Genomic DNA, 18,381 nt, shown 5'->3' on the forward strand with positions numbered 1-18,381 from the left:
GTTCGACATTCCTCTCCGAAAGGCTTTTCCATGGCTACGCGCAAACTCCTCCTTCTTCCCGGTGACGGCATCGGCCCCGAGGCGATGGGCGAGGTGAAGAAGATCATCGCAGTGATGAACGAGGACATGGGCGCCGGCTTCGTGACCGAAGAGGGCCTCGTCGGCGGCTGCGCCTACGACGCGCACGGCGCATCGATCTCCGAAGACGATATGGCCAAGGCGATGGCGGCCGACGCGGTCCTGTTCGGCGCGGTCGGCGGACCCAAATGGGACGGCGTGCCCTATGAGGTCCGCCCCGAGGCCGGCTTGCTGCGCCTGCGCAAGGACATGGAACTGTTCGCCAATCTGCGCCCCGCCATCTGCTACCCGGCGCTGGCTGCCTCCTCCTCGCTCAAGCCAGAGGTGGTCGAGGGCCTCGACATCCTCATCCTGCGCGAGCTGACCGGCGGCGTCTATTTCGGCGAGCCGAAGGAGATCATCGACCTCGGCAACGGCCAGAAGCGCGGCATCGACACGCAGGTCTACGACACGTTCGAGATCGAGCGCATCGCGGGCGTCGCCTTCGAGCTCGCGCGGACGCGCAACAACCACGTCACCTCGATGGAAAAGCGCAACGTCATGAAGTCCGGCGTGCTCTGGAACGAGGTCGTGACCAAGTATCACAAGGACCGCTACCCGGACGTCAAGCTGGACCACATGCTCGCCGACGCCGGCGGCATGCAGCTCGTGCGCTGGCCCAAGCAGTTCGACGTCATCGTCACCGACAACCTGTTCGGTGACATGCTGTCGGACGTGGCCGCCATGCTGACCGGTTCGCTCGGCATGCTGCCGTCCGCATCGCTCGGCGCGCCCGATCCCAAGACCGGCACCCGCAAGGCGCTCTACGAGCCGGTGCACGGCTCCGCACCCGACATCGCCGGCCAGGGCATCGCCAACCCGATCGCCATGATCGCGTCCTTCGCCATGTGCCTGCGCTACTCCTTCTCGATGGTGGCCGAGGCCGACCGTCTGGAAGCCGCGATCTCGGCGGTCCTGGACGACGGCCTGCGCACCGCCGACATCATGTCGGACGGCATGACCGAAGTCGGCACGGTCGCGATGGGCGACGCGATCGTCGAAAAGTTCCGCGCGCTGTCGGCCTGACCCATCGCGCCTCGCGACACTTCGCGAGGCGTCCGTCAGATGAACCCGATGAAGCGGCCGGCAAGCACGATGCCGGTCCACAGCGCCAGCGACACGGCCGCCATGGCTTTTGCGGAGCCGCTGTAGTCGCGTTCGTCCGACGCGGGCTCGACCATCATGCGTCGGAACGCGGCCAGGTTTAACCCCGCGAGCACAAGAAGCATCAGCTTTAGCTGGAACGCCGAATTCGTCGCATATTGCTGCGCCCGTACCGAGAACAGCAAAAGCCCCGTCGCAATCGCCATCGGGAGCGCCACGGCGATCGCTTCGCGCATAAGATGCAGAAACGGCGCACGCGCCACCGAGCGTACGACGCCCAGAATGCGCAGATCCATCATGACGACGGCCGCGAACACCACGCCGATCGCCATGATGTGCAAGGCATTGATCAGCGGATAGGCGTAGAACGACACCTTGAGGGCGCGCACGAGAGACAGGCGCTCGACATGCGCGAATATGTCGAAGAGCGTGTCGATCAGTTTTCCGGCACCCGGTTGGGATAGATGTCGTAGGTCTCGCCCTTGTGGACGAGGCGCACGGCCTTCATACGGGGCTCGGTCTCCTCGCGCGACCGGTTGCCGATGGCGGTCACATCGTCGCCGACAGCGGCGGTGTCCTCCATGAAGCCGGCATTCGCCGTCGCGCGCAAAGTCGCGAGTTCGACCCGCCAGCTCTCGCCCTCGACATTGACGTCGAGCGTGGGATGCGGGTTCGCGTAGGTGATGGCCGTGATCGTCCCGGTCAGCTCGAAGAACCCGTCCTGCGTCCAGGACCAGCCATGATGGGCAAGCGCCGCCGTGGATATCAGGATCGTGCCGGCGCAGGTCGCGCTTACAGCGCGAAGCGAAAAGATCATAAGCGGTCTCCTTTCTCTCGCTAAAAGACTAGGGTGTTGGCGCCGGAGATCAAATCACGTCGCGATGAGGGCGGACGACAGGCGGACATGGAGGGACACATGGCACACACAGCAAGCTCGCCGCTCGTCAGGATGGCCGAACTCGAAATCGACCCCGCGCAGTTGGAGGCCTACACGGCACTGCTGAAAACGGAGATCGAGGCTTCGATCGCCATGGAGCCCGGTGTCCTGATGCTCCACGCGGTGTCGCTGAAGGACCAGCCGTGCCATCTGCGCATCATGGAAGTCTACGCCGACCAGAACGCCTACGAGGCGCATCTGCGGTCGCCGCACTTCATGACCTACAAGTCCGCGACGTCGAGCATGGTCAAGGCGCTGCGGCTGATCGAAACCGAACCCGTCGCTCTGCGCGCGCGTGGGAATATCCCGCTCGTGACATGACGCAATCCGGTTCGTTGACTCTTTTCACAAACGGCGTAAAAGGCAGGCGCACACCGGGATTGAAACAATGCGCGGCCTCTTGATGGCTTTCTTTGCATTCCAGTTCCCCGGGCATGGAGCAGAGGCTCCAGCCGGGCGCGCGCTTGCACGCCTGCGTTCCACCAAAGCAACAGCCAAAACGACGACCGCCAAAACGGTCTGACGTCCCTTGGCCTGCTCGCCCTCTCCCCGGGTCCGGCTCTAGGGGACGGCCCGCAGCCAGCGGGTTTCCAACAGCACCGGCGGAGAGACCGAGCATGATCCCGAAAGCGGGAGCGTGCTGCCAACAGGAGCAACCGAAATGGGTTTCAAGATTGCAGTCGTCGGCGCCACCGGCAATGTCGGGCGCGAAATGCTCAACATCCTCGAGGAGCGCGGTTTTCCGATCGATGAGATCGTCGCACTCGCCTCGCGCCGCTCGCTCGGCACCGAGGTGTCCTACGGCGATCGCACGCTGAAGGTGAAGGACCTCGCACAATACGATTTCTCCGACACCGACATCTGCCTGATGTCGGCGGGCGGCAACGTCTCCAAGGAATGGTCGCCGAAGATCGGCAAGCAGGGCTGCGTCGTCATCGATAACTCGTCGGCCTTCCGCTACGACCAGGACGTGCCGCTGATCGTCCCGGAAGTGAACCCCGACGCGATCGACTTGTTCACCCGCAAGAACATCATCGCCAACCCGAACTGTTCGACCGCGCAGCTCGTCGTCGCCATGAAGCCTTTGCACGACCACGCCACCATCAAGCGCCTCGTCGTCTCGACCTACCAGTCGGTGTCCGGCGCGGGCAAGGAAGGCATGGACGAGCTCTTCACGCAGACACGTGCGGTGTTCGTGGCGGACGGCGTCGAGAACAAGAAGTTCACCAAGCGCATCGCCTTCAACGTCATCCCCCACATCGACAGCTTCATGGAAGACGGCTCCACGAAGGAAGAATGGAAGGTGATGGTCGAGACCAAGAAGATGCTCGACCCGAAGATCAAGGTCACCTGCACCGCCGTGCGCGTGCCGGTCTTCATCGGCCATGCCGAAGCGGTCAATATCGAGTTCGAGAAGCCGATCACCGCCGACGAAGCGCGCGACATCCTGCGCGATGCGCCCGGCTGCCTCGTCATCGACAAGCGCGAGGACGGTGGCTACATCACGCCGCTGGAAAGTGCGGGCGAAGACGCGACCTTCATCAGCCGCATCCGTGAGGACCAGACGATCGAGAACGGCCTCAACATGTGGGTCGTCTCCGACAATCTGCGCAAGGGCGCGGCGCTCAACGCGGTGCAGATCGCCGAGCTTCTGGTCGCGCGCGGCCTGATCCAGCCGAAGCAGAAGGCCGCCTGAGCACCACCCGTACGAAAAACCGCTCCGTCACGAGACGGAGCGGTTCTCAAAACACAACTATCGAAAGAAGGCGGGCCTGCCCGCCTATTTTTCGTCCTTGACGACCACCGGCTCCGCGGGAGCCGGGATCGAACCTGTCTGGATGCTTGCCACCGTCATGTCGGTGTCGACGGATGCCGTCCTGTCCTTGTGGCCGCAAGCGCTTGCGGCGGATACGGACAGGCCGAGAATTGCGGCCAATGCGAGAGCGGTCTTCATGCACGGTCTCCTTTGTCTTGGGGATCAGCCCGCAAAGGCTAACAAGGCGATCCGGATCGACCAAATCACGATTGCCGTGAACATGCCTGGATAGACGGAGGGCGCGGCCTCATCGACGGGTGATTCCGGCGATCGCGCGCTTTTCCTGTATGGCCGTCAGGAAACGGCTGGCCACCCTTTCCAGGAATCGTGCACTGAAGGACCCTACGGGCGTGAGACTTTCGAAGTCATACAGTTCATCCGGCCGGACCCTGTTGTAGTCGTCCAGGATCAGATGGCTCGCCTTTTCGGGGCCAAGTCCAATTCGACGCTGCTCGATCTCTGGAACGATCTCGTAAAGCCGCTCTTCGCCGGCTTCCGAAGGCCTCGGGACCTGGCTGGAAATGGGGAAGAGATAAATCCAGCCGTTGACTTCCATCATGAGGCAGACACGCCGGACCTTGCGGCCGCTTTCTTCTCCGCGTTGTGCCTCGTGGCCCCAGAGGTAGTTGTAGCGGTAGACATCGCCGCGCTTCATACGTCGGATTTTGTCTCATCGAGGATCTGCTGGAATCCAGCGGTCAAATTCTCGATGTCTTCGTCCGGAGCATCGGCCAAGGTGAACGCGGTCCGTTCCTGCCGGCCTGCGGCCAGGCGTTCGAGGCGCTCATATTCCGCCATCGGCATCATTATTACCTTGGCCTTGCCGCGCTTCGCCAATGAGACTTTACCCATCATTGCCGCATCCAGAACGTCGCCCGAGTGCCGGCTCAGGTCGGAGAACGTGAATTGCTTCATGCCTGCCTCCTACTTTGTATTGTTTGTATCTTCTGTAAGATACAAACAATACAAAGGATTGCAACATATCAAAAGGGCGCGGCCTCGTCGGCCACGCCCTTCATTGTCCGGCAATGGCGCCTCGGCCTACATATGGATCGGCTTGGCGAAGGTCGCGAGTGCGGCTTCCTTGACGGCTTCCGACATGGTCGGGTGCGCGTGGCAGGTGCGCGCGAGGTCTTCCGACGAGCCGCCGAACTCCATCAGAACCGCCGCCTCGTGGATCATCTCGCCGGCGCCGAAACCGACGATGTGGACGCCGAGCACGCGGTCGGTCGCCTTGTCGGCGAGGATCTTCACGAAGCCCTCGGTCTGCAGCATGGCGCGCGCGCGGCCGTTGGCCGAGAACGGGAACTTGCCCGCCTTGTAGTCCACGCCGGCCTTCTTCAGCTCTTCCTCGGTCTTGCCGACAGAGGCGACTTCCGGGCTCGTATAGACCACGCCGGGAATCACGTCGTAGTTCACGTGGCCAGCCTGCCCTGCGATGATCTCGGCGACCGCCACGCCCTCGTCCTCGGCCTTGTGGGCCAGCATCGGTCCGCGCACCACGTCGCCGATCGCGTAGACGCCCGGCACGCTAGTGAGGAAATGATCGTCGATCGCAACGCGTCCGCGTTCGTCCAGCGTCACCCCCGCCTTCTCCAGGCCCAGCGCGTCCGTGAACGGCTTGCGGCCGGTCGAGACGAGCACGACATCGGCCTCGATGGTCTCCGCGTCACCGCCCTTCACAGGCTCGAAGGTGACGGTCGCGCCCTTCTTGGCCTTGGCGACGCCAGTCACCTTGGCGCCGAGCTTGAACTCCATGCCCTGCTTGGCGAGCGTCTTCTGGAACTGCTTGGCGACTTCGCCGTCCATGCCGCCGAGGATCGTGTCGAGATATTCGACCACCGTGACCTTGGAACCGAGACGCGCCCAGACCGAGCCGAGCTCCAGGCCGATCACGCCGCCCCCGACGACCACGAGGTGACCTGGCACAGCGTCGAGTTCGAGCGCGCCGGTGGACGAGACGACCACCTTCTCATCGAAGGCCACATCGACGCCGGGAATGCCGGCGACGTCCGAGCCCGTCGCGATGACGATGTTCTTCGTCTCGATCTCCTGGATCGTACCGTCCTCGGCCGTCACCGACACCTTGCCCTCGCCGAGCACCTGGCCGGTGCCCTTGAAGGTGTCGATCTTGTTCTTCTTCATCAGGAAGACGAGACCCTTGGTGTTCTGCTCGACGGTGTTGACGCGGTGCGCCATCAGCTTCTTGAGGTTAACCTTGGGCTTGGAAATCTCGATGCCGAGCGCGTCGAAGGAGTGCTCGGCTTCCATCAGCATCTCGGTCGCGTGCAGCAGCGCCTTGGACGGAATGCAGCCGACATTGACGCAGGTTCCGCCATAGGTGTCGCGCTTTTCGACGATCGCCGTCTTGAGACCCAGCTGCGCTGCCTTGATCGCGCACACATATCCACCCGGACCGGCTCCGATCACGACGACATCATAGCTCATCGAATATTCCCTTCCTCGTCGGTTGAGCGGCTCAGCGTCCGCCGCTCGTATTCAGGATTGCGCCCGTCGTATAGGACGCTTCGTCAGACAAAAGCCAGAGCACCGCGCGCGCCACCTCGTCTGCGGTGCCGGCGCGCTGCATGGGCACGAAACCGCTCATGGCGGCGACGCGATCGGGCTGGCCGCCCGATGCGTGTATCTCGGTATCGATGATGCCGGGCCGCACCGCGTTGACGCGAACGCCCTCCGTCGCGACTTCCCGCGAAAGCCCGAGCGTGAACGTATCGATCGCGCCTTTTGAGGCGGCGTAGTCGACATATTCGCCCGGCGCGCCGAGCACGGCTGCGACCGAGGAGAGGTTGACGATCGAGCCGCCCTTGCCGCCATGTTTCGTCGACATCCGCTTCACCGCCTCGCGGGCGCACAGGAACGAGCCGATGACGTTGATGCGCATCATGCGGGTGAGGCGGTCGACACTCATCTCGTCGATGCGCGCCTTGCGGTCGACCACGCCTGCATTGTTGACCAGCCCGTCGAGCCGGCCGAAACGCTCGTCGACGGCGGCGAACATCGCCAGCACGTCGCGCTCCTCGCCGACATCGCCCTTGATGGCGAACGCATCGCCGCCGGCAGAGACGATCTCGTCCACGAGCGCGGAAGCCGCCTTGTCGTTTGCGGTGTAGTTGATCGCGACCCGCCAGCCCGCGGCAGCGCCCAGCCTTGCGACCGACGCGCCGATGCCGCGCCCGCCACCCGTGACGAGCATCGATTTACCGTTCATCGTCATTCCTGACACCCGCTGAGCGTGAAGACGTCGGATGGCAACCGGTCCGCGTCGATTGTGTCGGAGATCGGTCCCGCTGCCAGACCGCGCGCAAGATCGGCGAAGACGAGCCTGTGTGGCGCGGCCTCGCCCTGTGCGGGCAGGAGCCCGATCGTACCCGTATCATCGGCCGCGTAGATCGAGCCTTCCCATGCCGTGCAGGCAGCGATTTCCTCGCCGGTCACATCGCCTTCGGGGCAGTCCTTCATCAAGAGCCCGACGGGCCGCGCCGGACCTTCCGTCCACATGACGACGCCATCAAGCAGCACGTCGCCACTGAGCGCCATCTTGAAACTGTTGGTCACGACGGCGGTCTGGCCCGGCCTGAAGTCGAGCGAGACGCCGGCGCTGTCGTCACTATAGACGGCGAGTTCCAACGGGCACGCGGCCTGCACCTGCGTTGCGGAGAATGTCAGAAGCAGCGCCATGCCTGCCAGTCTTGCGTATCGCTGCTTCAACCGGTCCTCACATCGCCAGACGCCAGAGCATCATCCCCAGGCCGACGATCGACAGGGACCAGACGATCGTGCGCGCGACCGGGATGCCGGCGGCGTAGAGCACAACATAGATGACGCGGCAGATCAGCCAGAGCCATGCACCGGTCGCGGCGATGCCGCCGGCCTTGCCGCTGATCGTCAGCGCGAGCGCCAGGGCGATGAAGGCGGGATAGGTCTCGAGCAGATTGTGCAACGCGCGGTCGAGCCGCTGCGAGAGGATGCTCTTGGTTTCGCGCTTCTCGTCGCGCGCGGAAAACAAATAGGCCGGCCCAAGATCGCCTGATGTGCCGGCCTGCAAGATCACGTTCAGGAGCAGCAGCAAGACGCTCCAGCCGAGCACGACTATTTCGGTCGTCATAACGATTTCCATCGTCATATCCCTTGTCGGCCGGGCCGGGCCGGGTGGCCCGGTCACTATGCGGACGTGAGAGACTTTCGGCCAGATCGCGCCCGGCGGCAAGCGCCGGGCCGATGGATCAGAGATCCAGAACCAGCCGCTCGGGGTCTTCCAGGCTTTCCTTGACGCGGACGAGGAAGGTCACGGCTTCCTTGCCGTCGACGATGCGGTGATCGTAGGACAGCGCCAGATACATCATCGGGCGGATCACGATCTGCCCGCCGACGACCATCGGCCGCTCCTGGATCTTGTGCATGCCGAGAATGCCCGACTGCGGCGCATTCAGGATCGGCGTCGACATCAGCGAGCCGTAGACGCCGCCATTCGAGATGGTGAAGGTGCCGCCCTGCATGTCGGCGACAGAGAGCTTGCCGTCACGCGCGGCGATGCCCAGACGGCCGATTTCCTTCTCGATCTCGGCGATCGACATCTGGTCGGCATTGCGCACCACCGGCACGACGAGGCCCTTCTCGGTGCCGACCGCAACGCCGATATGCGCGTAATTCTTGTAGATCAGGTCGGTGCCGTCGATCTCGGCGTTGACGGCCGGGATTTCCTTCAGCGCATGCGTCACGGCCTTGGTGAAGAAGCCCATGAAGCCGAGCTTCACGCCATGCTTCTTCTCGAAGACATCCTTGTACTTCGTCCGCAAATCCATCACCGCCTTCATGTCCACCTCGTTGAAGGTGGTGAGCATGGCGGCCGTGTTCTGCGCATCCTTGAGGCGGCGCGCGATCGTCTGGCGCAGCCTGGTCATGCGGACGCGCTCTTCGAGAGCCACTTCCGCCTCCGAAGACGGCGCGCGGGCGGCAGCCGGTGCTGCGGGGGCAGGCGCAGTCGACACGCCCTTGGCGATGGCTTCCAGCGCATCGCCCTTCAGGACCTGCCCGCGCTTGCCCGAACCGGACACCTGGTCGGCGGACACGCCAGCCTCGGCCAGCGCCTTCGCGGCGGCGGGAGCGGGCGGCATGGACGTCTTCTCGGCGGCAGCGGAAGCAGGCTTCGCAGCCTCGGCCTTCGGCGCTTCCTGGGGCGCTTCGGCTTTCGGCTCTTCCTTCTTGGGAGAAGCGGCAGCGGCCGCGCCTCCATCGCTGATCATGCCCAGAAGCGCGCCGACGCCCACGGTCTCGCCATCGGCGGCGGTGATCTCTGACAGCGTTCCTGCGGCTGGCGCGGGAACCTCGATGGTCACCTTGTCGGTTTCCAACTCGACGATCGGCTCGTCGGCTGCGATCGCGTCGCCTGCCTTCTTGAACCACTTTCCGATGGTCGCCTCGGTGACGGATTCTCCGAGGGTCGGGACGCGAATTTCGGTAGCCATTATATCTTTCCCGTTGCCTGATTTCGCTTGGGCAGTGGTGGTCGTGTTATTCGCCCAGCGCGTCTTCGAGGAAAGCCTCGAGCTGCGCCAGATGCTTGGACATCAAGCCGGTCGCCGGCGAGGCGGCGGCTGGACGTCCGGTGTAGCGTACGCGCTGGTGCTTGGCGTCGATATGGGCCAGCACCCATTCCAGATACGGGTCGATGAAGGACCACGAACCCATGTTCTTGGGCTCTTCCTGGCACCACACCATCTCCGCATTGCGGAATCGCGACAGTTCGTTGATGAGCGCCTTGGCCGGGAACGGATAAAGCTGCTCGACGCGCAGGAGGTAGACGTCGTTGACGCCGCGCTTCTCGCGTTCCTCGTAGAGGTCGTAATAGACCTTGCCCGAGCAGAGCACGACGCGGCGGATCTTCGAATCCTTCACCAGCTTGATCGGCTGGTCGCTCAGATACTGCGCATCGTCCCACAAGAGACGGTGGAACGAGCTTTCGCCCGCCATTTCCGACAGGGTCGAGATCGCCCGCTTGTGGCGCAAGAGCGACTTCGGCGTCATCAGGATCAGCGGCTTGCGGAAGTCGCGCTTGAGCTGCCGGCGCAGGATATGGAAGTAGTTGGCCGGCGTCGTGACGTTGGCCACCTGCATGTTGTCTTCCGCGCACATCTGCAGGAAGCGCTCCAGGCGGGCCGATGAATGCTCCGGCCCCTGACCCTCATAGCCATGCGGCAGAAGGCAGACGAGACCCGACATGCGCAGCCACTTGCGCTCGCCGCTCGAGATGAACTGGTCGAACACGACCTGCGCGCCGTTGGCGAAGTCGCCGAACTGGGCTTCCCAGAGCGTCAGCGCGCGGGGTTCGGCGAGCGAGTAGCCATATTCGAAGCCCAGCACGGCCTCTTCCGACAGCATCGAGTTGATGACTTCGTAGTTGGCCTGGGCCGGGCTCATATTGTTGAGCGGGATGTAGCGGTCTTCGTTCTGCTGATCGTAGAGCACCGAATGGCGTTGGCTGAACGTGCCGCGTTCGGAATCCTGACCCGACAGGCGGATCGGATTGCCGTCCATCAGGATCGCACCGAAGGCGAGCGCCTCGGCCGTCGACCAGTCTATGCCTTCGCCGCTTTCGATCGCCTTGCGACGGTTTTCGAGGAAGCGGCCGATGGTGCGGTGGACCTCGAAATCCTTCGGCACCTCGGTCAGCTTCTTGCCGATCTCCTTGAGCGACTTGATCGGCACCGAGGTCTTGCCGCGGCGCTGCTCGTCCTGATTGTCGGCCGTGCGCATGCCCGACCAGGCACCGTCGAGCCAGTCGGCCTTGTTGGGCTTGTAGGCCTGTCCGGCTTCCCACTCGGCTTCCATCTTGGCGCGCCAGTCGGCCTTCATCTGGTCGAACTCGGCCTGGCTGATCAGCCCTTCGCCGACCAGCTTGTCGCCGTAGAGCTGAAGCGTCGTCCGCTGCGAGCGGATCGACTTGTACATCAGCGGCTGGGTGAATGCCGGCTCGTCGCCTTCGTTGTGACCGAAGCGGCGGTAGCAGAACATGTCGATGACCACCGGCTTCTGGAAGGTCATGCGGAACTCGGTCGCGACCTTCGCCGCGTAGACCACCGCCTCCGGGTCGTCGCCATTGACGTGGAAGATTGGCGCCTCGATCATCTTGGCCACATCGGACGGATAGGGCGACGAGCGCGAGAAGCGCGGGTTCGTCGTGAAGCCGATCTGGTTGTTGATGATGAAATGCAGCGTGCCGCCGACGCGATGGCCGCGCAGGCCCGACAGGCCGAGGATTTCAGCCACGACGCCCTGGCCGGCAAAGGCCGCGTCGCCATGCAGAAGCAGCGGCAGAACCTTCGAGCGCTCCTCGATCGGAACGGCCTCTTCGCGCGTGCGGCCGAAAATCTGGTCCTGCTTCGCGCGGGCCTTGCCCATCACGACCGGGTTGACGATCTCCAGATGCGACGGGTTCGCGGTCAGCGACAGATGCACCTTGTTGCCGTCGAACTCGCGATCCGACGACGCGCCGAGATGGTACTTCACGTCGCCCGAACCTTCGACGTCGTCAGGCGCGAACGAGCCGCCCTTGAACTCGTGGAAGATCGCGCGATGCGGCTTGGCCATCACCTGGGACAACACGTTGAGACGGCCGCGATGGGCCATGCCGAGCACGATCTCCTTCATGCCCATGGCGCCGCCGCGCTTGATGATCTGCTCCAGAGCCGGGATCAGCGATTCGCCGCCATCGAGGCCGAACCGCTTCGTGCCCTTGTACTTGACGTCGATGAACTGCTCGAAGCCCTCGGCCTCGATCAGCTTCTGCAGGATGGCGATCTTGCCCTTCGGCGAGAACTCGATGCCCTTGTCCGGTCCCTCGATGCGCTCCTGGATCCACGCCTTCTCGTCGGGGTTCGAGATGTGCATGAACTCGACGCCGAGCGTCGAGCAATAGGTGCGCTTGAGGATGTCGAGCATCTGCCGGATCGTGGCGTATTCCAGCCCCAGCACATGGTCGATGAAGATCGGCCGGTCGTAGTCGGCTTCGGTGAAACCGTAAGCCTCGGGCGACAGTTCGTTATAGTCCTCGAGCGGCTTGGCGAGGCCGAGCGGATCGAGGTTGGCGTGCAGATGGCCGCGCATGCGGTAGGCGCGGATCATCATGATCGCGCGCACGGAATCGCGCGTCGCGCGCAGCACGTCCGCCTCGGAGGCCGGCACCGCGCCGTTGGCGGCTGCCTTCTCCTTGGTCTTCTTCTCGAAATGCTTCTCGACAGAGCCCCAGTCGCCGTCGAGCGCCGAGACCAGTTCGCCATTTGCAGCGATCGGCCAGTTCGGCTTCGTCCAGGACGCGCCCTCAGCGCTCTTGCGGACGTCGCCCGCATCATCCTTCAGGGCTGCGAAGAAATCGCGCCATTCAGGATCGACGGAGGACGGGTTCTCCTGCCAGGCGGCATGGAGCCGCTCGATATAGTCGGCATTGCCGCCATAGAGAAACGAGGTGAGGGAAAACTGATCGTTGGCCTGATCTTGCCGTGCCATTTTTGATCCTTCGGAGCCTGGTGCTCCGTCTCCTTTGCAGCGCGAATAGTGAGTAGTGAATAGCGAATAGAGCTTTCTGGCACCCGGCCGTCGCTCGCACTCCCTATTCGCCACTCCCTACTCGCTATTGGCTTTTCAACCCTTGATCGCTTCGACGAGCGTCTTGCCAAGCCGCGCCGGCGACGGCGAAACCTTGATGCCTGCCGCTTCCATCGCCGCGATCTTGTCTTCCGCGCCGCCCTTGCCGCCGGAGATCACCGCGCCTGCGTGACCCATGGTGCGTCCGGGAGGCGCAGTACGTCCGGCGATGAAGCCCGCCATCGGCTTGGAACGGCCGCGCTTCGCCTCATCCTTGAGGAACTGCGCCGCCTCTTCTTCCGCCGAACCGCCGATCTCGCCGATCATGATGATCGACTGGGTCTCGTCGTCCGCGAGGAACATCTCGAGGATGTCGATGAATTCGGTCCCCTTGACCGGATCGCCGCCGATGCCGACTGCGGTGGTCTGGCCGAGGCCTTCGTTGGTGGTCTGGAACACTGCTTCATAGGTAAGCGTTCCCGAGCGCGAAACAACGCCCACCGACCCCTTGCGGAAGATCGAACCGGGCATGATGCCGATCTTGCACTCGTCCGGCGTGACGATGCCGGGGCAGTTCGGGCCGATGAGGCGCGACTTCGACCTGTCGAGCCTCGCCTTGACCTTGACCATGTCCATCACCGGGATGCCCTCGGTGATGCAGACGATCAGCGGGATCTCCGCATCGATCGCCTCGATGATCGCCTCGGCGGCGCCTGCCGGCGGGACGTAGACGACCGAAGCGGTCGCGCCGGTCTTGTCCTTGCCTTCGGCGACCGAAGCAAAGATCGGCAGGCTTTCACCCTTCGAGCCGCTCCAGGTCTCGCCGCCCTTCTTGGGGTGGATACCGCCGACCATCTTGGTGCCGTGATAGGCCAGCGCCTGCTCGGTGTGGAAGGTGCCGGTCTTGCCGGTCAGGCCCTGAACGAGGACCTTGGTGTCTTTGTTGATGAGAATGGACATCAGTTCTGATCCTTCGAATCCGTTAGCCGTTGACCGCAGCGACGATCTTCTTCGCCGCGTCATCGAGATCGTCGGCGGCCGTGATGGCCAGTCCGGACTCGTTGAGGATTTTCTTGCCCAACTCGACATTGGTGCCTTCGAGGCGCACGACCAGCGGAACCTTGAGACCAACTTCCTGAACCGCAGCGACAACGCCCTCGGCGATGACGTCGCACTTCATGATGCCGCCGAAGATGTTGACGAGGATGCCCTCGACCTTCGGGTCGGCGGTGATGATCTTGAACGCTGCCGCGACCTTTTCCTTGCCTGCGCCGCCGCCGACGTCACAGAAGTTCGCCGGCTCCTTGCCGTAGAGCTTGATGATGTCCATCGTCGCCATGGCAAGGCCGGCGCCGTTGACCATGCAGCCGATATTGCCGTCGAGCGCCACATAGGCGAGGTCCCACTTGGAGGCCTCGATTTCCTTGGCGTCTTCCTCGGTCTCGTCGCGCAGCGCCTTGACGTCGTCGTGGCGGAACAGGGCGTTGCCGTCGAACGACATCTTGGCGTCGAGCACGCGCAGGCGGCCGTTGGTCATGACGATCAGCGGGTTGACCTCGAGCAACGCCATGTCCTTCTCGACGAAGGCCTTGTAGAGGATCGGGAACAGCGTCTCGCCGTCCTTCGCCGCATCGCCCGAAAGCTCCAGCGCCTCGTTGATCTTGGCAACGTCCGACGCGGTCACGCCGGCTTCCGGGTCGATCGCGACGGTGATGATCTTCTCGGGCGTGTCATGAGCCACGGCCTCGATGTCCATGCCGCCCTCGGTGGAGACCACGAACGCGACGCGGCCGACCGAACGATCCACCAGCAGCGACAGATAAAGCTCGCGGTCGATGTCGGCGCCGTCCTCGATGTAGAGGCGGTTGACCTGCTTGCCGGCGTCGCCGGTCTGCGCGGTCACCAGCGTGTTGCCGAGCATGTCGTTGACGTTCTTGACGACTTCCTCGACCGACTTCGACAGGCGCACGCCGCCCTTGGCGTCCGGGCCGAGTTCCTTGAACTTGCCCTTGCCGCGTCCGCCGGCATGGATCTGGCTCTTCACGACATAAAGCGGACCGGGAAGCTGCTTCGCGGCAGTCTCCGCCTCGTCGGCCTTGAGGATCGCTACGCCATCGGCGACGGGAGCGCCATAGCCCTTGAGGAGCTGCTTGGCCTGGTATTCGTGGATGTTCATCCGTTCGTCCTCACTTGGCGAGATTGGGGGCGATCGCCGTGCAGGCGTCGCAGAGGCCCTTCACGGCTTCGACCGACTTGTCGAACATCTTCTGCTCGGCCTTGTTGAATTCGATTTCGATGACGCGTTCGACGCCGCCGGCACCGATCACCACCGGCACGCCGACATACATGTCCTTGATGCCGTACTGGCCCGACAGGTGCGCCGCGCACGGCAGAACGCGCTTCTTGTCCTTCAGGTAGGCTTCGGCCATCGAGATCGCCGAGGCAGCCGGCGCGTAATAGGCCGACCCGGTCTTCAGCAGGCCAACGATCTCGCCGCCGCCCTTGCGGGTGCGCTCGACGATGGCGTCCAGCTTTTCCTTGGTGGTCCAGCCCATCTTGACGAGATCGGGCAGCGGGATACCGGCAACGGTGGAGTAGCGCGTCATCGGCACCATGTCGTCGCCGTGGCCGCCCAGCGTCATCGCCGAGACGTCCTCGATCGAAACCTTGAATTCCTCGGCGAGGAACAGGCGGAAGCGCGAGGAGTCGAGCACGCCGGCCATGCCGACGACGTGGCTCTTGGGCAGGCCCGAAAACTTCTGCAACGCCCAGACCATCGCGTCGAGCGGGTTGGTGATGCAGATGACGAACGCGTTCGGCGCGTACTTCTTGATGCCCGCGCCAACCTGCTCCATCACCTTGAGGTTGATGCCGAGCAGATCGTCGCGGCTCATGCCGGGCTTGCGCGGAACGCCGGCGGTGACGATGCACACGTCCGCACCCTCGATGCCGGCATATTCGTTGACGCCGACATAGCGCGCATCGAAGCCGTCGACCGGCGAGGACTGCGCGATATCGAGGCCCTTGCCCTGCGGAATGCCTTCCGCGATGTCGAACATGACGACGTCGCCGAGTTCCTTCAAGCCGATCATGTGGGCGAGCGTGCCGCCGATCATGCCTGAGCCGATGAGGGCAATCTTGTTGCGAGCCATGGTGATTGTTTTCCCTTGTAGACGCCGGGCAGAGGCCGCGCCGGCCTTTGGATCGTTGATGCCGAAACTGGTTCCGGACACGGGATGCCGTCCGAATTCGCGACAGGGCATAGACGCATCACAATAAAAATTCAACCGATTCTTGCCGGCTGAACCTTTTCAAACGTTTAGATCAATATTGTCTTACGTAAACGTCAATTGATTTCGACAAAATGGCGCCCCTGGAGTGGATTTTTCATCGTCCGTTAACGCTCGCGGCGAATTCAGGCGCGAGCAGATGCCGACCGTGCGGCGTCGAGCCAGTCGCGGCTCTGCATTTCCGTCAGGCGCGAAGCCGTGCGGGCGAATTCGAACGCCTCGGTTCCGACCCTGCCGGTATAGAGCTCTTCCGGCGCGGTTTCCGCGCTGGCGACCAGCCTGATATTGTGGTCGTAGAGCGTGTCGATCAGCAGGATGAAGCGCTTCGCCTCGTTTCGCCTGTCCTGGCCCATCGCCGGGATGCAATCGACGAAGATCGTGTCGAACCGCGCCGCGATGGCGAGATAGTCGCGCGCGGCGAGCGGCCTGCTGCACAGATCGTCGAAGCCGAACCGCGCAACGGTACCGTTGGCGCGCGGGACGATCACCTCGCGGCCCTTCACCGCCAGCCTGACCTCGGCGGTGTCGTGGCCGGATGTCGCCGCGTTCCATGCTTCGTCCATGAGACGGTCCGCCTCCGGGCCGCATGGCGTGACGTAGACCGGCATCTGGTCGAGCTTGCGGCGGCGGTAGTCGACCGGGCCGTCGAGGCTCATGACGTTGACGTGGCGCTCCAGGATGTCGATGAACGGTTCAAACAAGGCCCGGTTCAGCCCGTCCCGGTAGAGATCGCGCGGCGCGACATTGGACGTGGCGACGAGCACCACGCCGTTTGCGAACAGGCTGGAGAACAGCCGTGACAGCACCATCGCGTCCGCGATGTCGGTCACGGTAAACTCGTCAAAGCACAGCACCCACGCCTCTTCGGCGAGCGCCTTGGCCACCGGCGGGATCGGATCGGTCTCCTTGGTGTCGCCGCGCTTGAGCGCTTCGCGATGCCGCTGGATGCGGTCGTGAACGTCGGCCATGAAGTCGTTGAAATGCGCCCGGCGCTTCCGCTTCACCGGCACCAGATCATAGAACATGTCCATCAGCATGGTCTTGCCGCGACCGACGCCGCCATGAAGATAGAGCCCCTTCACCGCCGCATGCGTCGGCGCGCGCTTGGCGAAGAGCCAGCCCAGGGCGCTCGATTTGTGCGCAAGGCGACGCGAGGCCACGTCCTCGATCAGGCGATCGAGCGCACCGACGATAGCCAGTTGCTCGGCGTCGACGCGCAAGGTGCCGACGCTTTCGAGATGGTCATAGGCCTGCCGTACGGTACGGTGTGTCGACACGCCGTCGAGCGAAGACATCGTCTGGTCCTGATTGCGAGGCCGGGGCCGCCTTCGTCAGCGCGCGAGCGAAACCGGGACGCCGCTGGTCGTCTGGCCGTCGAAGCGCGAGCCGCCCGCCGATTGCAGACGGGCGATCACGCCGCCGCCCTCGTCATAGAGCGCAAGCTGGCTGCCTTCGACGTTCCACGACTTCACGCCGTCGAGCGGAGCGGGGCAACGCAGGGGACCGGCGCGGAAGCCCTGGCCGAAGCGCGTCTGGGGCGTCGCGACACGGCAGCTCTGGCCGGACACGGTGGCGTTCCACACGCCGGCGACGCTGCCAGCCGTGACGGCCGGCGCATTCGGGTCGACGGCCGCCATCTGGGTGCCGCCGGGAGGCGCCATTGGGTCGGCGCCCGGAGCGGCGGGGAACTGCGAGGGATTCGCCGCTCCCGGCTGAGCCGGCGGCGGCAACTGGCCCGCCGTCACCGTCCCGGCCGGAGCCGGTGAAAGCGGAGCAGGGGCGACGGGTCGCGTATCCATGCTGGTGAAACGGTCGCTTTGACAACCGGCAAGAGCCAGCGCCAATCCCGCCGTTGCGAGGATGCCCGTGAACTTGAAACCCATAAATTCCCTCCGTCGCTGCGGATATGCCGCGCTCTGGTTCTCGAAAAACAAAGCCCCTTCATCGCCAGAATAGTGGCGATCTTTGGAAGAATCCAACGCATAGCGTTAATTAAGAGTTCCCTGAAGAAGATTCCGTTGACATTTCAGTCGTCCGACGCAGCACTTGGGACGAAGACATAGCCTTCCGGCGATAGGATGTGGCACTCGCGAAGCCCATGTGGCTTGTCGATGGAGGCCGACAGGACCGTGTGGCCCGCTTGGCGCGCGCGTTCCTCGACACGATCGGGATCCGCGCCGTAGAGCCTTATCTCGATGCCCGCGCCGCGTACATCCGCTCCGGTCACCGATCCCGCCATCTCGTGATCCTGGTAGGAGTGGTCGGCATGCAGCATGAAAACCGAACCCAGAATCTCGATCGCCGCAAAATCCTCATCGACATAAATGGTATTGGCCCCAAGCACCTCGCGGCAGAAGACCTCCATCGCCGCCATGTCGGCGACGAGCAGGTTGACGCCGAGGCCGCGCGGCAGCGACCGGCCGAAATCCGATGCCGTCATCCAGGGCTGTTTCGTTCGTTTCATGGCCATTATCGATCAATCCCTCGCGAGCGGTGCAGCGTCCGGTTGCGCCGGT

At 63.7% G+C, this 18,381-nt stretch carries 20 protein-coding genes; 3 read left to right on the forward strand and 17 right to left on the reverse strand.

Going from position 1 to position 18,381, the window contains the following annotated elements:
- The first annotated feature begins 30 nt into the window (after positions 1 to 30).
- Complete coding sequence (gene leuB, locus AAFN55_RS21330; RefSeq protein ID WP_347800979.1) at positions 31 to 1,143, forward strand: 3-isopropylmalate dehydrogenase; 1,113 nt, start codon at positions 31 to 33, stop codon at positions 1,141 to 1,143.
- A 35-nt stretch (positions 1,144 to 1,178) separates the two neighbouring features.
- Here the strand turns inward: leuB and AAFN55_RS21335 are convergent, their stop codons facing one another.
- Both AAFN55_RS21335 and AAFN55_RS21340 read right to left on the reverse strand, forming a co-directional pair.
- On the reverse strand, positions 1,179 to 1,610 hold the full coding sequence (locus AAFN55_RS21335) for a DUF6644 family protein (RefSeq protein ID WP_347800980.1): 432 nt from the start codon (positions 1,608 to 1,610) through the stop codon (positions 1,179 to 1,181).
- Between the two features lie 47 nt (positions 1,611 to 1,657).
- Positions 1,658 to 2,038 (reverse strand): DUF6152 family protein, encoded by a 381-nt coding sequence (locus AAFN55_RS21340; protein ID WP_347800981.1) that lies wholly within the window; start codon positions 2,036 to 2,038, stop codon positions 1,658 to 1,660.
- 99 nt (positions 2,039 to 2,137) lie between these two features.
- On the opposite strand from AAFN55_RS21340, the gene AAFN55_RS21345 reads away from it, so the two are divergent.
- A complete protein-coding gene (locus AAFN55_RS21345) occupies positions 2,138 to 2,479 on the forward strand; it encodes an antibiotic biosynthesis monooxygenase (RefSeq protein WP_347800982.1) in 342 nt (113 codons plus the stop codon).
- Positions 2,480 to 2,819: 340 nt separating this feature from the next.
- Positions 2,820 to 3,854: an aspartate-semialdehyde dehydrogenase gene (locus AAFN55_RS21350; RefSeq protein WP_347800983.1), complete on the forward strand. Its 1,035-nt coding sequence runs from the start codon at positions 2,820 to 2,822 to the stop codon at positions 3,852 to 3,854.
- Positions 3,855 to 3,938: 84 nt separating this feature from the next.
- Here the strand turns inward: AAFN55_RS21350 and AAFN55_RS21355 are convergent, their stop codons facing one another.
- From AAFN55_RS21355 to AAFN55_RS21425, 15 genes are all read right to left on the reverse strand, one after another.
- On the reverse strand, positions 3,939 to 4,112 hold the full coding sequence (locus AAFN55_RS21355; protein WP_347800984.1) for a hypothetical protein: 174 nt from the start codon (positions 4,110 to 4,112) through the stop codon (positions 3,939 to 3,941).
- Between the two features lie 109 nt (positions 4,113 to 4,221).
- Entirely contained in the window at positions 4,222 to 4,629 is a 408-nt protein-coding gene (locus AAFN55_RS21360; RefSeq protein ID WP_347800985.1) for a hypothetical protein, read from the reverse strand.
- Positions 4,626 to 4,889: a type II toxin-antitoxin system prevent-host-death family antitoxin gene (locus tag AAFN55_RS21365; RefSeq protein ID WP_347800986.1), complete on the reverse strand. Its 264-nt coding sequence runs from the start codon at positions 4,887 to 4,889 to the stop codon at positions 4,626 to 4,628. Before AAFN55_RS21365 ends, AAFN55_RS21360 begins: the two co-directional genes overlap by 4 nt.
- Before the next feature lie 126 nt (positions 4,890 to 5,015).
- Positions 5,016 to 6,422 (reverse strand): dihydrolipoyl dehydrogenase, encoded by a 1,407-nt coding sequence (lpdA, locus tag AAFN55_RS21370; RefSeq protein WP_347800987.1) that lies wholly within the window; start codon positions 6,420 to 6,422, stop codon positions 5,016 to 5,018.
- Between the two features lie 31 nt (positions 6,423 to 6,453).
- On the reverse strand, positions 6,454 to 7,209 hold the full coding sequence (locus AAFN55_RS21375; protein ID WP_347800988.1) for an SDR family oxidoreductase: 756 nt from the start codon (positions 7,207 to 7,209) through the stop codon (positions 6,454 to 6,456).
- A complete protein-coding gene (locus tag AAFN55_RS21380) occupies positions 7,206 to 7,703 on the reverse strand; it encodes a hypothetical protein (protein WP_347800989.1) in 498 nt (165 codons plus the stop codon). The genes AAFN55_RS21375 and AAFN55_RS21380 overlap by 4 nt, the downstream gene beginning before the upstream one ends.
- A 7-nt stretch (positions 7,704 to 7,710) precedes the next feature.
- Entirely contained in the window at positions 7,711 to 8,100 is a 390-nt protein-coding gene (locus AAFN55_RS21385) for an MAPEG family protein (protein ID WP_347800990.1), read from the reverse strand.
- A gap of 118 nt (positions 8,101 to 8,218) precedes the next feature.
- Positions 8,219 to 9,460, reverse strand: coding sequence for a 2-oxoglutarate dehydrogenase complex dihydrolipoyllysine-residue succinyltransferase (odhB, locus tag AAFN55_RS21390; RefSeq protein ID WP_347800991.1), 1,242 nt, complete (start codon positions 9,458 to 9,460; stop codon positions 8,219 to 8,221).
- 46 nt (positions 9,461 to 9,506) lie between these two features.
- Positions 9,507 to 12,497, reverse strand: a complete 2,991-nt coding sequence (locus tag AAFN55_RS21395) for a 2-oxoglutarate dehydrogenase E1 component (protein WP_347800992.1) — start codon at positions 12,495 to 12,497, stop codon at positions 9,507 to 9,509.
- A gap of 135 nt (positions 12,498 to 12,632) precedes the next feature.
- Entirely contained in the window at positions 12,633 to 13,535 is a 903-nt protein-coding gene (gene sucD, locus AAFN55_RS21400) for a succinate--CoA ligase subunit alpha (RefSeq protein ID WP_347800993.1), read from the reverse strand.
- A 22-nt stretch (positions 13,536 to 13,557) separates the two neighbouring features.
- Positions 13,558 to 14,751, reverse strand: a complete 1,194-nt coding sequence (sucC, locus tag AAFN55_RS21405) for an ADP-forming succinate--CoA ligase subunit beta (protein ID WP_347800994.1) — start codon at positions 14,749 to 14,751, stop codon at positions 13,558 to 13,560.
- A 10-nt stretch (positions 14,752 to 14,761) separates the two neighbouring features.
- A complete protein-coding gene (gene mdh, locus AAFN55_RS21410) occupies positions 14,762 to 15,727 on the reverse strand; it encodes a malate dehydrogenase (protein ID WP_347800995.1) in 966 nt (321 codons plus the stop codon).
- A 263-nt stretch (positions 15,728 to 15,990) separates the two neighbouring features.
- Positions 15,991 to 17,160, reverse strand: a complete 1,170-nt coding sequence (gene zapE, locus AAFN55_RS21415) for a cell division protein ZapE (RefSeq protein WP_347800996.1) — start codon at positions 17,158 to 17,160, stop codon at positions 15,991 to 15,993.
- A gap of 36 nt (positions 17,161 to 17,196) precedes the next feature.
- Positions 17,197 to 17,748 carry a protease inhibitor Inh/omp19 family protein gene (locus tag AAFN55_RS21420; protein WP_347800997.1) on the reverse strand — a complete coding sequence of 184 codons (552 nt, stop codon included), beginning with the start codon at positions 17,746 to 17,748 and terminating at the stop codon, positions 17,197 to 17,199.
- A 143-nt stretch (positions 17,749 to 17,891) separates the two neighbouring features.
- Complete coding sequence (locus tag AAFN55_RS21425) at positions 17,892 to 18,329, reverse strand: hypothetical protein (RefSeq protein WP_347800998.1); 438 nt, start codon at positions 18,327 to 18,329, stop codon at positions 17,892 to 17,894.
- Positions 18,330 to 18,381 lie beyond the last annotated feature (52 nt).

It is taken from the genome of Mesorhizobium sp. CAU 1732 (genome assembly GCF_039888675.1).
GTDB lineage: Bacteria > Pseudomonadota > Alphaproteobacteria > Rhizobiales > Rhizobiaceae > Aerobium.